14 protein-coding genes are annotated in these 16,176 nt (G+C 27.6%); all 14 read right to left on the bottom strand.

Annotation, left to right across the window (positions count from 1 at the left end; all coding sequences use genetic code 11):
• Positions 1 to 39: 39 nt before the first annotated feature.
• Entirely contained in the window at positions 40 to 975 is a 936-nt protein-coding gene (locus N4A57_RS07980; RefSeq protein WP_293657396.1) for a copper amine oxidase N-terminal domain-containing protein, read from the bottom strand.
• Positions 976 to 1,647: 672 nt separating this feature from the next.
• Positions 1,648 to 2,469, bottom strand: a complete 822-nt coding sequence (locus N4A57_RS07975; RefSeq protein ID WP_293657395.1) for a hypothetical protein — start codon at positions 2,467 to 2,469, stop codon at positions 1,648 to 1,650.
• Between the two features lie 26 nt (positions 2,470 to 2,495).
• Complete coding sequence (locus N4A57_RS07970; RefSeq protein WP_293657394.1) at positions 2,496 to 3,227, bottom strand: hypothetical protein; 732 nt, start codon at positions 3,225 to 3,227, stop codon at positions 2,496 to 2,498.
• Positions 3,228 to 3,985: 758 nt separating this feature from the next.
• Positions 3,986 to 5,452 carry a hypothetical protein gene (locus N4A57_RS07965; protein WP_293657393.1) on the bottom strand — a complete coding sequence of 489 codons (1,467 nt, stop codon included), beginning with the start codon at positions 5,450 to 5,452 and terminating at the stop codon, positions 3,986 to 3,988.
• Between the two features lie 341 nt (positions 5,453 to 5,793).
• Positions 5,794 to 6,072 carry a hypothetical protein gene (locus N4A57_RS07960; RefSeq protein ID WP_293657392.1) on the bottom strand — a complete coding sequence of 93 codons (279 nt, stop codon included), beginning with the start codon at positions 6,070 to 6,072 and terminating at the stop codon, positions 5,794 to 5,796.
• A 203-nt stretch (positions 6,073 to 6,275) separates the two neighbouring features.
• A complete protein-coding gene (locus N4A57_RS07955; RefSeq protein ID WP_293657391.1) occupies positions 6,276 to 7,586 on the bottom strand; it encodes a hypothetical protein in 1,311 nt (436 codons plus the stop codon).
• A gap of 408 nt (positions 7,587 to 7,994) precedes the next feature.
• Positions 7,995 to 9,446, bottom strand: a complete 1,452-nt coding sequence (locus N4A57_RS07950) for a toll/interleukin-1 receptor domain-containing protein (protein WP_293657390.1) — start codon at positions 9,444 to 9,446, stop codon at positions 7,995 to 7,997.
• 226 nt (positions 9,447 to 9,672) lie between these two features.
• Positions 9,673 to 9,834, bottom strand: a complete 162-nt coding sequence (locus tag N4A57_RS07945) for a hypothetical protein (protein WP_293657389.1) — start codon at positions 9,832 to 9,834, stop codon at positions 9,673 to 9,675.
• Positions 9,835 to 10,177: 343 nt separating this feature from the next.
• On the bottom strand, positions 10,178 to 12,838 hold the full coding sequence (locus tag N4A57_RS07940) for a type IV secretion system protein (protein ID WP_293657388.1): 2,661 nt from the start codon (positions 12,836 to 12,838) through the stop codon (positions 10,178 to 10,180).
• A gap of 162 nt (positions 12,839 to 13,000) precedes the next feature.
• Positions 13,001 to 13,195 carry a hypothetical protein gene (locus N4A57_RS07935; protein WP_293657387.1) on the bottom strand — a complete coding sequence of 65 codons (195 nt, stop codon included), beginning with the start codon at positions 13,193 to 13,195 and terminating at the stop codon, positions 13,001 to 13,003.
• A 6-nt stretch (positions 13,196 to 13,201) separates the two neighbouring features.
• Positions 13,202 to 13,342 (bottom strand): hypothetical protein, encoded by a 141-nt coding sequence (locus tag N4A57_RS07930; RefSeq protein WP_293657385.1) that lies wholly within the window; start codon positions 13,340 to 13,342, stop codon positions 13,202 to 13,204.
• Positions 13,343 to 13,484: 142 nt separating this feature from the next.
• Entirely contained in the window at positions 13,485 to 13,712 is a 228-nt protein-coding gene (locus N4A57_RS07925; protein ID WP_293657384.1) for a hypothetical protein, read from the bottom strand.
• Positions 13,705 to 13,851: a hypothetical protein gene (locus tag N4A57_RS07920; RefSeq protein WP_293657382.1), complete on the bottom strand. Its 147-nt coding sequence runs from the start codon at positions 13,849 to 13,851 to the stop codon at positions 13,705 to 13,707. Before N4A57_RS07920 ends, N4A57_RS07925 begins: the two co-directional genes overlap by 8 nt.
• A 198-nt stretch (positions 13,852 to 14,049) precedes the next feature.
• Positions 14,050 to 16,059, bottom strand: a complete 2,010-nt coding sequence (locus tag N4A57_RS07915) for a type IV secretory system conjugative DNA transfer family protein (RefSeq protein WP_293657380.1) — start codon at positions 16,057 to 16,059, stop codon at positions 14,050 to 14,052.
• Positions 16,060 to 16,176: the final 117 nt, after the last annotated feature.

Here is a 16,176-nt window from a genome sequence, read left to right as displayed (position 1 = left end):
TCCTCCTTTCTCTTTTTCTATTGAAAAATTTAGAGATAGCTATTCGCTATCTCTAACTAATACTTCTATTCCAAGGTTTTCTGTATTAAAGTAATATTCTATTCCTTTGTGTTTAATCCATTTATTTGATATAACTCCTTGTCCTTTATTCTTCATACCCTTAACAATTTCTTGGAATATATGTTCTCCAATTTCTTTATCAGTGATATTTATTAGCATCTGCTCAACAGTAGTTTTATTATCACCTGTAAAATTGTGAATAATTAACTCATAATAATCATCTTTATCTTGATAGTATTCATTTTCTGCTTTATATGGAGCATAGTAAATCAAACTAATATCACCATTAAAAAAACCTTTATCATTTCCAAAATAAATATGAGTATCGTCTATGACATACTGCTCTTTTCTGAAATTATTCTTGAAGAAATCTACTAATTCTTTATTATTTGTAAACCAATTTTCAAAACCATTTTTCTGCTCTTCTACTTCTTCTTTAACAGTAGCATCCAAACTATTAGAAATAATATAGATACAATTGTATCCACCTTTTAGCTCGTAATCAATTTTATAATCTCCCAAGATTTCTGTTACAAATCTAAGAGGAACAAAACAGCGATTTTCAATTTTTACTACCTTTGTGTCCATTTTCTTAATACCTTTATGAGTAGTTTTTACAATATTACTATTTACCTGTAAGGTAATTTTCTTATCTCTCTTAGAAACGTCTATTGTAGAGTCTTCTTCATGCCATTTAACATCATATCCTAATTTTTCAGCTACAAAGCGAACAGATACAAAAGTTCGGTTATTTGTGTCAATAAAAGGCTTTGCCCCTTCTGGGAACTCTGCTTCCTGATTATCTACAAATATCTTTACATTATTTTCTAAAACTATTTCTTCCGCAAAAGCATTTGTAGCTCCAACTAACATTAACATAACTGCCATAAAAAACATTGTAATTGTTTTTTTCATATCTCTACACCTCCATTAAATTTTATATTCGTATTTTTATATTATAGATTATATATAAGTGATTTATAAGTAATTTACAATAAAAAATCATACGAATACTGCCTTAGCAATTCTTACCAACAACATAGCATATGAGATCTATAAGTTCAACCTTTCAATGCACTATCGCTGTTTTATAACCACAAAATGTCTTAAAATAGTAAGCCGTCCTAAAATCGAATTTCCCACAGGGAAATTTATTCTATATGCCATAATTTAAAAACCAACCTTTTCACTAAATACCTTTTAATCTAAACCATACCATCCCCTGACCTTTTTAAATTTATCTCCTTTTCATTTATTTATATTTTGATTCTCATCTAAGAAAACTTATTATATTGTAGATATGTAATCAAACAATATTACTACCATCATTAAACCAAGCGAAAGAATAATTTTTAACAAACTACATAGTATTATACAAAACAGTTCTTTCTTTTTTCTTTTTTACCATTTTTTATTTTTTCTTTCTTAATAATATGGTAAGGTAAAAAGGAGAAAATTTATATATACACATTAATCACACATTTTTTCACACGTAAAATAGCATCCACTATCAGGGTGCTATTTTTATGCTTTTCTTTATTGTTAAATAATTAACATTTTTCTATAAAAAAATAAGGGTTTTAGCCCTTATTCACTCAATGATGCTATTATATTATCAATTTCCCATATTTTATAGTTTGTATTGTTGTATTTCTGCATAAATTCTTTTAAATGTGTCTCTCTTATATATTTTATTTGTCCTAAAAGTTCTTGAATTCTCTCATCTTTAAAAAATTCTTCTGGTTCAATCTCATTTGCTATAATATCGACTTGCTGTTGTAGCTCATTTATTTTAGAAAATCCCTCTATTACTTCGTCTGTGAAGGCTTCTGCTGGGATTGGTTTAGCACTTTGAAAATGTATACTATTAATCATATACGTTCTTCTTTTGTCACTTACAGGCTCTAGATTAACTTCTTTACTGATTATATTTTGGGCGGCCCTTTTATTTTCTTCTTGCTGTATGTATTCTTTTTCTTTTATTTTTTTAACCTCTTGTAGTATTTCCTTATTCTCTATTCCTACATCTATATTTTTAATATATCTGATAAACAAATCATCATCTGTATTAGTTAAATTTTCTATTTGCCATCTTAAAGGAAATATTTTATTACTTCTTATATCACTTAATTTATTGTATAAATCATTCATTTCGTCAAAATACCCTTTACTTTCGCACTCATCAGCTTCTAATTGTAGCTTTTTAGCTCTTTCCTCTAAAATTTTCAGCTCTGCCTCTTTATGAATTATTTGATCAACAATACTTATCATTTTAGCTCTATTCGCCTCACTTACCTCTTCTGTAAATGTATATCCTTTATAAGTATTATTCTCTTGAGCCTGAACCCCTACTCCTGTAATTATTGTAAATATTAATATTGTCACTATAAATAGTGTAAGTTTTTTCATAAAACTTTCATCTCCTTTCAATTTTTTTAGTTATTTTCATCTTTTATATTTTGTGTATTTATATTTCGTTTTCTCCTCTTAACTGCTTTTGCTTTGAATTCTATAACTTTAGTTGTAGATTTTTTAGCTATATATTTCTCTATTTCTTCTTGTATACGTTCCCTTTCCTCATCTGTTTGCTCCATTAAACTATATTGCTTTTGCTCTAATTCTTCGGCTTCTTGAAGCATACTGCTCAATTTTTGATATCTCTTCAAATGATTAAAATGAAAATCTAGCTGTATTATTACAAACAAAACTAATATGGACAATGTGTGTGCTGGAAAATCCCCAAAATACAATTTGTAGAAATTTGTAAAATATAGTTTTTCTCCAAGATGTAGTAATACGGCTAATGATACCAGCTTCCTCACTGGTGCATGTGTTAATAAGCTATTAATCGGTGTATAATAGATATTTTGCTTTATGAAAAAGTTCGTTACAGAATACACTCCATCTGAGTTCGTAAATATCTTATATAATACCCCATATAGGATTGTAACTGCTGTAAAGCTTATAATCAGATGTGTTATAAATAGGTTATTCATCAATGCATACGCAATTATCACGTAACCTATTAAAATCCAATTCATCTTGTTCTCTATTGCTTGAATTATCCCCAACTCTCTGTTAAAAGAACTTTCAACTCGATTTCTGTTGTAAGTAGATCTTAGTTCATTGTCTGGAATATCTACTTTAAAAGGATTGTAAATCTTCATCTTTTTGACCTCCTCTCATTTATTTATAGTTCTAATATTATTATAGATAAAGTAAACTAAAATATAATAATATTTTTAATTTAATTATGTCTTATAACCTCAGTAAAATCAACACTTCCAGAGAATAACATTATTGTATTCACTCTTCTATTTAGTTTATAAAAGCTTCTAATAGCCTTTAGAATACATTTAAACTTGAAAGGCATAATAATACTCCTGTATATATTTTTAAGGCTTTAAAAGGTAAATAAAAGCTTGTTTGTTTTAATTTCTAAAAAAGTAGCCATCGGCCGCTCAGAGCATTCCACCAAGTTAGCATTTTTTAGCCTCTAGCTCTTTTGATTTTTAGAATACTATCTTCTTTAATAATCTACTTATAATGTTTTTTAGAACTATTTAATCAATATATAAATTAACTACCATCCTTAGAAGAAATGCCCAATTAATATGATTATCACCCAAATAGGCATATATAGAAATTTGTTTATCAATAAATAATTTAATACAATTAATGCCGTGTAATGTAGTTCTCTTGCAATTTCTCATCTGCATTTTAATATTACGTTTAAATAATATTCTCTTCTTCTTAATGTGCTGTTTTCTTTATTTCAGAAACTACATTACTAATCTTTTATTAGGTATATATTGTCCAACATTTTCATCTTTAAGAATGGTATACACTCCTCTCTATTACTTAATTACAAGCTTTTTATATATAACAATTTTTCAAAAATATTTTTTACAAAAAGCTCTTTTTATTAAAAATCAAATAAATCGCATTCTACTTCATCTGCTGAAATCGTAGAAAATCCATCTGTTTCCATATCACTTTCTATCGTATCTACTTTCTCTATTTCTTTATTTCCATTTTTAAATTCTTCTATTTTTGTTTCAAATTCCTTATCATTCTCTTTTTTAGTCTTTTGAAATATTCTATCTACCATATCTTGTCCAAAAACTTCCTCTACTGTTTTCTTGTTGAAATTTCTTAATGTGATATTATTTTCTTTTAAGATTAAAGCTATTTTCTCCACTTCTTTAAAATCTACCTTTGGCAAAATAAAATAATTATTATCATACCAATCTTTAGCTTTGTAAACCTTTTTATCATCAGGTATTAACGCTACTGGAAGACTCCAAGCAAAAACCTTCTCTATAAGTCCTAGACAGCACAGTAGATTAATCTTGTTACAAACACTGCTCTTCTCTATTTTGATTCCTTCATCATTAAATAATTTAACCAAATCCCTAATAGAAACAAAATATATGCCCTTATCTCCTAAAAATTGTCCTGTATGATTTATATTTTCAATTCCTTTCTCCAATAGCTTGATATAGACATCTATTATGTTTTTTAGATATTTACTAAGTTTAGGATATTTATTACCTATTTTTTTACTCTGTATTTCTTTAATCATTTTTTTATATCTCTTTCTCTCATCTTCTAATTTTTTCTGTCCTGCCTTTATTTGTTCATATCCTTTTACCTTTAACTCTTTCATTTCTATAATCTGAAAGATATCTATGTTGTATAATCCAAATAAATCAATTAAGTCAAATGCCAAGCATTCCTCTTTCTTTAAATTTGAACTTAAAATTTTATATTTATCATTATAGATTGATATAAGAGCCGTGTTTCCCTTAATAATTGAACAATCCATCCAATTTATTTTAAGACCCTCTATATAATCCATCGGATCAACCATACCTCCAAAATATTTATATACTTCTTGAATGGTTTCAAATTCATCCTCATCTATTTCTATTTTTTTTATAATATCCTTTATATCTTTCTTTTTTAATTTTAACTTTCTCTTTAAAGCTTTTATCTCATCATCTTTCAAATCTTTCAACAATCTCATTCGTATAGCTCTACCACTAGGATTCTTTGAAGCTCTTTTTACAAGTTTTTCTCTTTCTTTGTATAGTAAATTTCCATGTTTTTCTTTTATCTCTTCTCTGATTTTCATCTTCTTTTCGTTTGACTTCTTTCTCTTATATCCAATTAGCTTATTTTCCTGTTTCATCAATTCGTCTATTTTTTCCCTCTGCTCTGTTGTAATATTTTTCTGGATATAATTAAAAATAAAATCATCTTTGCTTTTAAATCCAAATTCTTTATATCTATTAAAAAACATATATTTTTTTATTGTCTTTTGAGTTGATTTTACAAGATTGTGTAGAACATAAATATTATCTCTTTCTTCTATTACATATTTATCCATAAAAAATGACCTCCTTTTTCGCATTTTGATAGTTAAACACGATTAGGAAGTCATTCGACATCATCTTAGTAATACTTTTGCTTTTAACTGTTATAATACTAAGGTAAAAACAAAAATTTAATATTCAATGACTTCCTCTTATGCCTCTGAAATTGTCGCAAATTTCAGGGGCTTTTTCGTATTGATATATTATAAGAATTATCTACAAAGTTATAACACAGTAAATTCAATACACTCGCCTATATACGTTTTATATAACCTATATATACAAGCACTAGCATTATGATTCATATTTGAAAACACTACAACTAAAAAAGGTTCGATCAAATACGACCGAACCTCTAGTATTTAAGAGTCATTAAAAATTCTAATGATTTCTTTTCTGCTAAAAAATCTTTTCCTTCTGCTTCTTTTAAAGAGATTGCATAATTCAATATTCTTTCTTCTAATCTTAATAATTCAGCAGTAATACCATACTCTTTTATGTATCCATCTCTAATTTCTGTTAATTCGTCTACTGCCACTTTTAAATATTCTCTATCCCTCTGCTGTTTAGGCATAAAAGATAATTCCAACAGTTCCTTATCATATTTATCAAAATCAATATTTATTATCTGCATAAATAAATCCTCCTTCCTCTTAAAATAGTGTTTTTACTATTCTATTGAGTAAGAAGGAAATTATTATGAGAAATGGTCTTATCTTTTGTTATTAAATCGCCCCTTATGGATTACCTATAAGGGGCTTGCATCTCTCACTGGCTACTCTTTTTATGTTATCTATTTTAATATTTAAAAATATTTACAATAATTTTTATAAATTCTTACTCTCTGTCTGCCCAGTAACTTAACGTTCTACCAAATCTATATGAATTAAAATGTAATAATTTATATACAGCTTTATGATAACAACTCATGTCTACTAACATTTCTATAGACTCAACTATTATTATGTTAAGTCCTCTTTCGAAATCCTGAATGTCTTTTATAATTTTTCTTTCAATATACTCCTTAATTTTTTCATCAGGAATACTATTTTGTATTTCTTTATACAAAATTTCATCCGTATCTTTTTTATAAAGTCCCTCTAAACCAATAGGGGTTAATAAATTTCTTTTTAAATAATCTGCTAACTTGTCTGGTTCCTTCCACAAATATTCTCGAATTCTTATTATATTACTGTTTTGAAATCGTATCCAAAATAGTTCATCTATAATTCCTTTTTCTCTAGCTTCTTTTAAAATTTTTACCATTTTATCAATTTCTTCAATATCATTAAGTTGAATATAATAATTCTTATTGTTTTCACCAAAATATCTAGTCTTCTTCCATATCACTTTATTCTCTTCAATATTTTCTATTAAAGGTGAAATACACTTTACTCTATTTTCTTTTAATAAATCTATACATTTTAAGCAACGTTCTAAATTAGAACCTCCTTTATCAATAATTTGTAATATCTCTTTAATCAATCTTCTATGTATATCCAATGTTTTTTCAATAAGATTTTGATTAACCCTATTAGCTCCTCTCTGAAATCTTCCACTAAGAGATGTATATTTCCACCCAATTATTATAATGAGTATTACAACAAATGCTGGTAGCAGAGATACAACTGTTATTAATAAGTTTCCCTTATTACTCATAAATTTAAAATATTTATCTAATAGCTCATTTAAAGACCCATTAAAATATATAAATATAGTTAATGTAAAAGGAATCAAGTTGTTAATTTTCATAGGATTAAATAAATCTAGTAATACTCGTTTTATTTTTTCAAACATATTATCATCAAAGATATGATAGGCTAAATCTTTTCCATCTATTGACCTATATCCAACTCTTATTTTTAGAACCTTATAAATTAAAAAAAAGATAATATTATCTAAACCAGTATGGAACCTATACACAGCTATCAATATTTTATATCTTTTGACTAATTGATATTTGATTCCTCTATAAAATTTATGATTAAGATTATGAATACCTCGAATAACAATATAAATTATTATTGAAATAAATATAATCTCAGCTTTAAATAACAAATAATACTTTAAAAATAATGGAATACCTATATTAAAATTCTCAATTATTTGTTCATTAAAATTTATTATTATTTGTAAATACTTCTCCATTTACCCTTCTCCCCCTTATAACACTGTAATAATATTCTAACACTACCTTTTATTCTCTAAAGTCCTATATTTCTTGTAAATATACTATTATTTGAAATCCCAAATATAAATCTTTTAATTAAACAAAACTAAAATCCTCAATCTTAACTAAATCTAGTAAGCCTTCTTCCTATAAGACTCAGTATAATAGACAATAACATATTATCTATAAAAACTTTTGAAGTTGATATATGTATAGTAGAGGCTTGAATAAAATTAAAATGTAAAAAAAATCTCTTAATAGAACTAAATTTAAATCACTTAAAAATGCTAAAGCTTCATTACAAGTATATCTTAATGAATTGGTCAACTAAGCATCAATTGCATATTATTAGGAAGCTTCCATTGGAAGCTCCCTATGTAAATACTTTATTCATATTTCGCAATCTCATCTACATTTATATAGTTGGATATATTTGGTATGCTTTCAAAGCATGAATCATAACCTCGATAAGCTACTTTATAATTAGTTACTAATTCTTTCATATCTTCTGATTTGTCAACATTAAATAATAATTTGACTTTATCGAAATGCTTTTTCCTAACTATTTTCTTTAATAAATTTATTTTTCTATATCCCTTATATACATAAGTTGTTGGAAACCAGCACCTTCCATAGCCACTGTCCTCTTTATTCTTTATATCCGATATATAGTGTAATAATAAATCTGCATCTAATAGATTTTCCTTATAATCTTTTCCATTTACCTTACTCCTATCAACTAATAGTTGAGCTGTAATGCTGATTTTATTACTATTCAATCTTTTTTTTCTACCTTCATCTAGTGAAGCAATATAAAATCTAAATCTTGTGAACGATGCTCCATTTTCATAATAATCATATTTGGACTTTACAAAATATTTTGTTGATAAGATAGTATTTAATTTTTCAAACATTTCATTTTCTATTAATATTACTGTCGTATATAAGAAAATTTCATTTATAAAAAGTTTATAGTGATCAGTTTGTATATCATAAAATGTTCCACTTCCTTGAAATTCAGTAAACTTATATAACTCCTCAAATAAATTAATTATTATATCTATGTCAAAATGCTTTTTAAGCTTGCAAAGCATCGATAAGAAGTTAATATAGTCATTCCTTAAATCTAACATTTTTTCAATGTTTATATAGATTTGTTCATCATATGGCTTTATAAAATCTTTGCTTTCTATTGTGAATTGTTCTAAGGATACTAAAAACTCCTCAATAAATTGGGTTATTACATAATCAGCTTGATTAGGCTTATCTATCAAAAAGTGCTTTAATTGTTTGTTTAAATTTGATGTCTTAAAATGAGTATTTTTATCTTCAAATAAAAAAGCTGGTGGTTTGCCCTTGGATGGTTTCTTAAACTGAGGTTTGTCATATATTAACCGTAATAATTGTTCATAACCTTCCTCATATTTATCCTCAGAAGACATATCTATTCCTATTCTAGCTTTAAGATAACTTGGCATGTGCGAATCAAATTCTTCTCCTACCTCTGCTACAATAGGTATAAACTTCTGTTGAGTAGTTTTGTTGTATATTTCTGGGGTTATAATTTGAGTTTCAACTCCTACTCCCTTATCTCTTGCATCTGCTTTCTCCTTATATTTAGAATCGCAAACAATCAATACTTTATCAATACTTTCATCTTGAACCATACTTTCCATAAAAGCATATTTGTCATTCCCTGGTTTCAAATCCCATTGATCAAGTTTAACCTCTATTCCATCATCCAGTAATCTTTCTGCCAAATTACGGACCCATGTTGCATGCTCCTTTGATGTCCAACTATACGAAATAAATACATTATGTTCTTTGCAATTTTCCATATTATCGCCCCCTGCTTGAAAATTACTACTTTTGTTTGAATAATTCTATTAAATATTAATTATATTTTGGCAAAATATAATTTTATACTAGCATAATTTCCTTGAACTGAAAATAAATATTTATATTATCCTTTTTATTTTGTTTAAATGACATCAATACTTAAATTTTATCATTATTATAAGCAAGAAAAAAGAGCTTCCAATGTAAAGCTCTCTTCTCATTAAATTATGTAGATATGAAATTGATAGAATTACTAAAAATAATTTGAACATGTAAAATAACTGCATAAATCACTACACTTGTTAGCATACCTGCAATCCCTACCATTATTGTCTTGTTACTACTTATACTGCTAATCATTGTAACATAGGCACTTATAATAAACATTATGATACAAGCTGGTTGAGCTACAACTTGTAAGGTCCAAATTACTTCCTCTTGTTTTCTTACTAAATACTTTGTAACTCTTTCAAGAGCTTCTGGATCACTTGGATTTTTAATAGCAAAATCGCTTTCTCTATTGATTTTGTCTAGTTATTTTACTCCTGTTATCAATAATTTATCATCTTGTTCTATGTCATCTGCAAAAACTGGTATTAAACTCAACAATACTATAAATATAATTGCTAGAAATAAAATTTTTCTCATAACCATTTCACCTCCCATTTAATGTTATACAATCAAAATTTCGATAGGAATTTTTATTTCTAATGTTATTGAGAAAAAGGCTTTAGTTGGCCTTCTTCTCTGATTTATCTTTTTCTTTTTCCTTTGGCAATGTATATGTCGGAGAAAATGTATATGTAGGATCTAAACTGTTGTTTTTCCTAGTTTCAAATAATACATCTTTATAAAGAGTATCTTTAAATTGATAATCTTTTTTCTTAATATCTTCAAGACCCATTTTTTCCATACCTAGCTTGTTGAACGAAATAGAATCTATTTGTCCAGCATTATCGAATACTACATCCTCAACACCATTTTGTTTCCTAAATTGCATTTGGTTTATAGAAGTGTCTTGCAGTTTTTCTTCAAATTGCTTGATATTTTCTAAATCATTGTTTTGAAGCTTAGATCTATTACTTATTTGCATTGTGAATCCTTTTGCTTTGCCGTTTTTTCTAGCTCCATACGGTGTAATATTTAATCCCCTATCTTTTAGATATTCTTTTGGCCGAATAGGAATTTTTTTCTCTTGTGTTTCCTTGGTTAATAAAACACCAGTGTCCTTATCCCACTCTGGTATATCTCCTCCCATATTGAAAAAGAAACCTTTAATATCAGCTTTCTGCCCTTCTATCATATTTCTAAAATCAGTAGCTCCATCCATTAATAAACTATTATTTTCAAGTGCTAGTCCTCCTGCAATTTTTGCTGTAGCTAATCCAGCATCATAAGTTTTTTGAACCGCTCCACCAGCTACAGCTCCTTTAGATAACGTGCTTTTTTCTTTTAACTTTAATGAATTATCTTTAATATTATTTGTGTTGTCTAACTTGTCCATATTATTTTCTTTGCTACTACTTCTATTTCCGTTTTTAGCCGAGTTACTAAAAGTTTCTAGACCCTTTGTTGCTACTGCTGTTGATTGAACTGCTAACCCTTTGCCCTGACGCACTGCGAAACTTCCTACTTGTCCAAATAACATAGTTCTAAAGAATTCCGTGAGTGGAATCAGGCTGGCCGCTACGGCTATTTCTTCAATTCCACGACTTGCCCCTTGAACATTTAATACAAATGCGAAAGCAAACGCATGAAAGGCTTGTAAGAATATATTGGCAACCATTTCTTTTGACCAGTTATCAAATAAACCTTTACCTTTTACGAAGAAAGCCATTGTAACCACAAAGAATGGTCCTGTTGCTACTAATACTGCTATCATAAGGCTTCTCATTAAATATACAAAATTTAAATATAAACTTATAAAGAAGTAGACTACTTCTATAATTATCCCTGCTATCATACCACTATGATTGGCGACACGAGCCGAATCAGACCAGTCTACCTGTGTTGCGAATATTTCCACCACAGCATTATTTAAACTTGCCATCAACTGTGTTAAAGGAATAATTGTAACTAACAAGAAACCTACTACAAACAATTTCTGTAAAGTTTCCATTATTGAAATTTTCATACTTGGATTAATTGTGCTGAAGTTCATTTGAATCAATATCTTTATAACAGCCCCAATAATCAATGTCCAAGCAATTGCTTGGAAGATTAGGTGATATCTTAAAACTACAGTCCACCAATCTTGTGACATCATACCATCATTATAAAGTTTTGTTCCACGAAGACCTTCGTTAAATACAAGTTCTTCTGTGTCATATAATCCTAATAAACTTCTTAATTGATAGAAAATTCCTGATATTAAACTATAAACTGTTTTCTCTAACCAGTTTTGTGCACTTTCAAAACCAGATTTACCTGCCATAAAACCATGATTTACAAGGTTAAAATTGGCTTGACGAGAAAGTTGATGAATATTGATCCATGCTGTATCTTGGTTATTGTTTATAAAATCATAATTATTTTCAATTATTTGTTTTCTATTAACCTCTATATATCCTTTTGGCATAGCATATATAAAATCATGAATTTGAGTTATTGGAGTATTACTGTCTTTATATTCATATACATAAGCATATAAATTACCATTTGAGTCAGAACGAGGGAAGTAATCAAATAATGAACCTTCATTAATACCTCCATTTTTAAGTTGTTCATTAAGTTCATTAGTAGTTTTTGTATTTGTGTTCTCCATTTCAGTAGCATATACAATTTTATATGTTTTTCCTGATTTAGCAGGAACTAGAGCTATACCAGAATCATTAGGTCTAATATAAATAGATGTTAATCTTAATTGTTCATCATTTTCAAACTTATAACCATCATTAACTGTTCTTAATATACCATTTAAACTAGCTACTAATTTTTCTGCTATTTCATAGGCACGTTCAGTATCTACGTCTGAAGCATTGTTCTTTCCACCAAACCAGCCTTCTTCTTTCGCTGGGAATGTAAATATTAAACCATTGTCTACTCCATTCTCTGTTAATCGGTTATCTTTTTCATCTAGTTTTGTTATTTCTCCTTCTTTAAAATTTTCTAAAGTGCTTGAATTCAAAACTACTCCTTTCAAAGGTTTATCTGCTTCATTTTGTAAATCAGTAAAATTTCCAGTTTTTGCCTCAATGTGTTGTCCCTCTTTACTCCAGCCAGGATGGTCTGTTAGAATCTCAGACACATATTTCTTGTTATTTGGATCTATTAAAACTTGTAAATAAACTGCTTCATGGGCATATACTGTTAGTGGTGATAGCATCATTTGTAATAAAATAAATATAATAACTATTCTTTTTAAGTGTTGTCTTTTCATAAATTCATTCATCATTTTTCCTCCTTTCATGGTTGTAGTTATAAAATCAAATTAACTTTCATGTCTTAAAATCAAATTATCGTTAGATAATTTGCATACATATTCAGATAATTTATTAATAATCTAAATAAATAATCAAAAATAAAAAATAGCCCTAAATATTAATCTTTTGGGCTATTTTGCCATATCTTTTAATAGTTCTACTATATCTTTGTCTTCATATTGCTTTTCTTCTCGTAGTTTTTTAGCCTCATTCCTTATAATTTTTTTAAAATAATCTTGTATTGTTATCTCTTGATTCAAAGCTTCTGATGATAATATTTTCAAATCTTCTCTATTTAAATTTTTTAATCTTATATGTCTTCTCATAAACCTTTACACCTCCTTTGGACTTATTACAAAATACTTGTCTTCCTTTGTTAAATAAATATAATATTTTTTATTTATATTATCTTTCTTGATTTGTCTTATAATTTTTGATAAATTACTATATCTCTTGTTTTTATAAGTAAACATCTTACCAATCCTCCTTCCATCGTTAATCTTAAATTCAGAATTTCAGAATGAAATTTTTCTTTCTTCTTGTTGATTGTTATAAAATCAAACATTAGTTGTCTTAAACTCAAATTATCGTTAAATCATTTATGTATATATTTGCTTATTTCTCTCTATCCCAGTTTTCTAAAAGTAGAACGATTTTATATGATTCCTCTACTATGTTTCTATTTAAAATGTCTTTGACTGGAACATTATCTATTTTCTTTTGAATCAATTCATTTAACTCAGCTCTCTTTTCTACATAATCATTTAGTCTACAAATATTTCCTCCATCAATTTCTGTCTCTATTTGCTTGAGTTGTTCTAATACATCAAATATTTTATTCATCTTTTTTCACCTCCGATTTCTCCATAATTTTCATGATTATTTCTTTGCTCAAATCTAGTATTTCTCTTTGCTCCTGTTGCTGTTCTTCTCTAAGTTTCAAAAGATAATCTAATTTCAAACTAAGCTCTTTGTCTGTCATATCAAATATCAACTCCTTTCAATCTCGGTTATAAAATCAAAATTTTCAACTAGAAAATTTTCACTATAATTTACACATATCATTACTTGATATATTTTTTATGTTTTTTATATTATAGATAAGGTAAAGCGAAATATAAGTTTTATTTGTCTTATAATGGTTTAATCTCAAAAGAAAAAAGCCCTAAAACTAGGACTTTTAAATTACATCATCATATTCAATATTTTTCTCTATAATTTTTTTAAGTGGATATATTAGTTCTCCTGCATTTTCTAAATCTCTGTATTTATTAGGATCTACCCCTCTTGACGTCAAATCATTATTTTCAATAACCATCTTATCTAGTTTTTTGTTGAGTTCCATAGGAATAAATTCTATATCAGCCACCACAGGCATCTGAACTGTGTTTTTCTTGATATACTTAATAGTTATCTCTCCAAATTCACGATACATTATTTCTGAAGCAGTAAATCTTGCCTTTTCTTCTTCAACTATATTGATTGAATCTGTTGGTGAACTTGTATTGTTATGATTTAATAGATTAAATCTTTGTTTAGATACCCCTTTACTTACTCTCTTTTTAAGTATTTCACCAAACTCATCTGAATAATATTTAGCATCTGTTGAGGAAATACCTGGATATATAAAAATGTTACGTGCATTTGTTTTTACAGTTTCTAAAAATCCTTTCCCTGCTTCTTCTTCAAATAAGGACAATGACTGAGTTGCAAGGACTGTAGCACATCTATAGCTTCTCCCCTGTGTTAATAAATCTATCATTCCTTGGTTAGCATATTTCTGTGATTCATCGAGGATTAATGTGTGGGGCATCCTTGTATCTTCTAAACCCGTTCTTCTAAAAACTGCTGATTGATATGATAATATTAAAAAATATCCTAAAAATGAGCCTAAATCTCTTAATTTCCCTTGTGCTGTGGCAATACAGAAAATTAACTGTTCACCTTTTCCATCTTCATACACTCTATCTAAATGTTCATCAAATCTTATATCACTTTGTCCATCTTCTGGGTTTAAAACTTTTCTTAAATATTTATTAGAAACAAGCTTAGATACTTGCGAACGAACTCCTGAAGTGTGTTCATAGGTCTTACTATTCTCATTGTGATAGTCTCCACGGAAATAATTAATTATTTCTTTATTTTCCTTTTGGAGTGATGTATTTTTTACCCTATCATTGTTATAATCCTCAAATTGATTTATCAGAGCTTTTCCATTTCCTCCATCATCATAAATTAGAGTATTTAAATCTATTAAAGTGGCACTATTTCCTTTTAATCTTTTCAATATTTTTAAAGCATTCCTTAATAGTTGTTCACTCATATCCTGGAAAAATTGTGGAGAATCAGGATTTAACATTTTAAATATAGTAGTGATATCTTCTATTACATCATCCTCTGGTCCATATAATGGATTAAATGTTGGGCAAGCATCTAGTATTGGATTAAAATAAATAGCTTTTCTTCCATAATGCTGTGCCATAGCATAAATTTTTTCAGCTAAATCTCCTTTAGGCTCTATTACAGTAATTCCGAAATCTGGATTCTGCATATCTTGGTTAATCATAGGAATTATAGTCTGGGATGTTTTACCAGAACCCGTAGGGCCTAGAACTAGGCTATGGACAAATCTATCTTTGAGTGGAACAATGACAGGTTTTCTATTCTCTTTATTAATCCCAACCTGTAAATCCCCTTTGTTATCTTCCTCAATTCGCTTGTCAAATAACTTAAAATCAAAGTCTATATATACAAAAATCTTTAATTTTTCTATAATATCATTGATTTTTATATCCTTTACTCTCATACAGCTAACACATAATATTCCTAATAACATGTAAATCATTAGTTTTAGAGCTAAATCAATTTTCAAAAGACTATTTAGATATAATGGGATGTATGTTAAAACAAGTATATTGATTATTGACAGTAATACCTCATGCAATTTTTCTGTTATATCGTCATAGGTTTTTATATCATTTGAATTCAAAAAGCTAGCAACTAATATCACTAATATTATATGAATCATTATTTGTAATGCTAAACCAATTTTTAATAAACTATTTAAATAAACTGGAATATATACTACCAACAACACTAATGTAATTAAAAATATTTTCTTATTGTATATCAATCTACTAAGAAGAAGCTGAGCAATTGATATAATGTAAGCGTAAACCCTAATACACATAGAAATAAAGCTTCAAATTTATTAAAATAAAAGCATCACTTTCCAAAATCATATTTGTTAAGTGATGCTTTTGATATTTTATTCAGATTTCAGCCTGATATCTTCAGGTATGGAGTT

The sequence above is a fragment of the Anaeromicrobium sp. genome, from assembly GCF_025210435.1.
In the GTDB taxonomy this organism is placed as follows: domain Bacteria; phylum Bacillota; class Clostridia; order Peptostreptococcales; family Thermotaleaceae; genus Anaeromicrobium.
Note: the sequence above shows the minus strand (reverse complement) of the source record. Positions and strands in the feature narration are given on the sequence as shown.

Coding starts and splice junctions, on each gene's coding strand:
- N4A57_RS07980 (WP_293657396.1), bottom strand. CDS start 975: ATGAAAAAAACAATTACAATGTTTTTTATGGCAGTTATGTTAATGTTA.
- N4A57_RS07975 (WP_293657395.1), bottom strand. CDS start 2,469: ATGAAAAAACTTACACTATTTATAGTGACAATATTAATATTTACAATA.
- N4A57_RS07970 (WP_293657394.1), bottom strand. CDS start 3,227: ATGAAGATTTACAATCCTTTTAAAGTAGATATTCCAGACAATGAACTA.
- N4A57_RS07965 (WP_293657393.1), bottom strand. CDS start 5,452: ATGGATAAATATGTAATAGAAGAAAGAGATAATATTTATGTTCTACAC.
- N4A57_RS07960 (WP_293657392.1), bottom strand. CDS start 6,072: ATGCAGATAATAAATATTGATTTTGATAAATATGATAAGGAACTGTTG.
- N4A57_RS07955 (WP_293657391.1), bottom strand. CDS start 7,586: ATGGAGAAGTATTTACAAATAATAATAAATTTTAATGAACAAATAATT.
- N4A57_RS07950 (WP_293657390.1), bottom strand. CDS start 9,446: ATGGAAAATTGCAAAGAACATAATGTATTTATTTCGTATAGTTGGACA.
- N4A57_RS07945 (WP_293657389.1), bottom strand. CDS start 9,834: ATGTTTATTATAAGTGCCTATGTTACAATGATTAGCAGTATAAGTAGT.
- N4A57_RS07940 (WP_293657388.1), bottom strand. CDS start 12,838: ATGAATGAATTTATGAAAAGACAACACTTAAAAAGAATAGTTATTATA.
- N4A57_RS07935 (WP_293657387.1), bottom strand. CDS start 13,195: ATGAGAAGACATATAAGATTAAAAAATTTAAATAGAGAAGATTTGAAA.
- N4A57_RS07930 (WP_293657385.1), bottom strand. CDS start 13,342: ATGTTTACTTATAAAAACAAGAGATATAGTAATTTATCAAAAATTATA.
- N4A57_RS07925 (WP_293657384.1), bottom strand. CDS start 13,712: ATGAATAAAATATTTGATGTATTAGAACAACTCAAGCAAATAGAGACA.
- N4A57_RS07920 (WP_293657382.1), bottom strand. CDS start 13,851: ATGACAGACAAAGAGCTTAGTTTGAAATTAGATTATCTTTTGAAACTT.
- N4A57_RS07915 (WP_293657380.1), bottom strand. CDS start 16,059: ATGTGTATTAGGGTTTACGCTTACATTATATCAATTGCTCAGCTTCTT.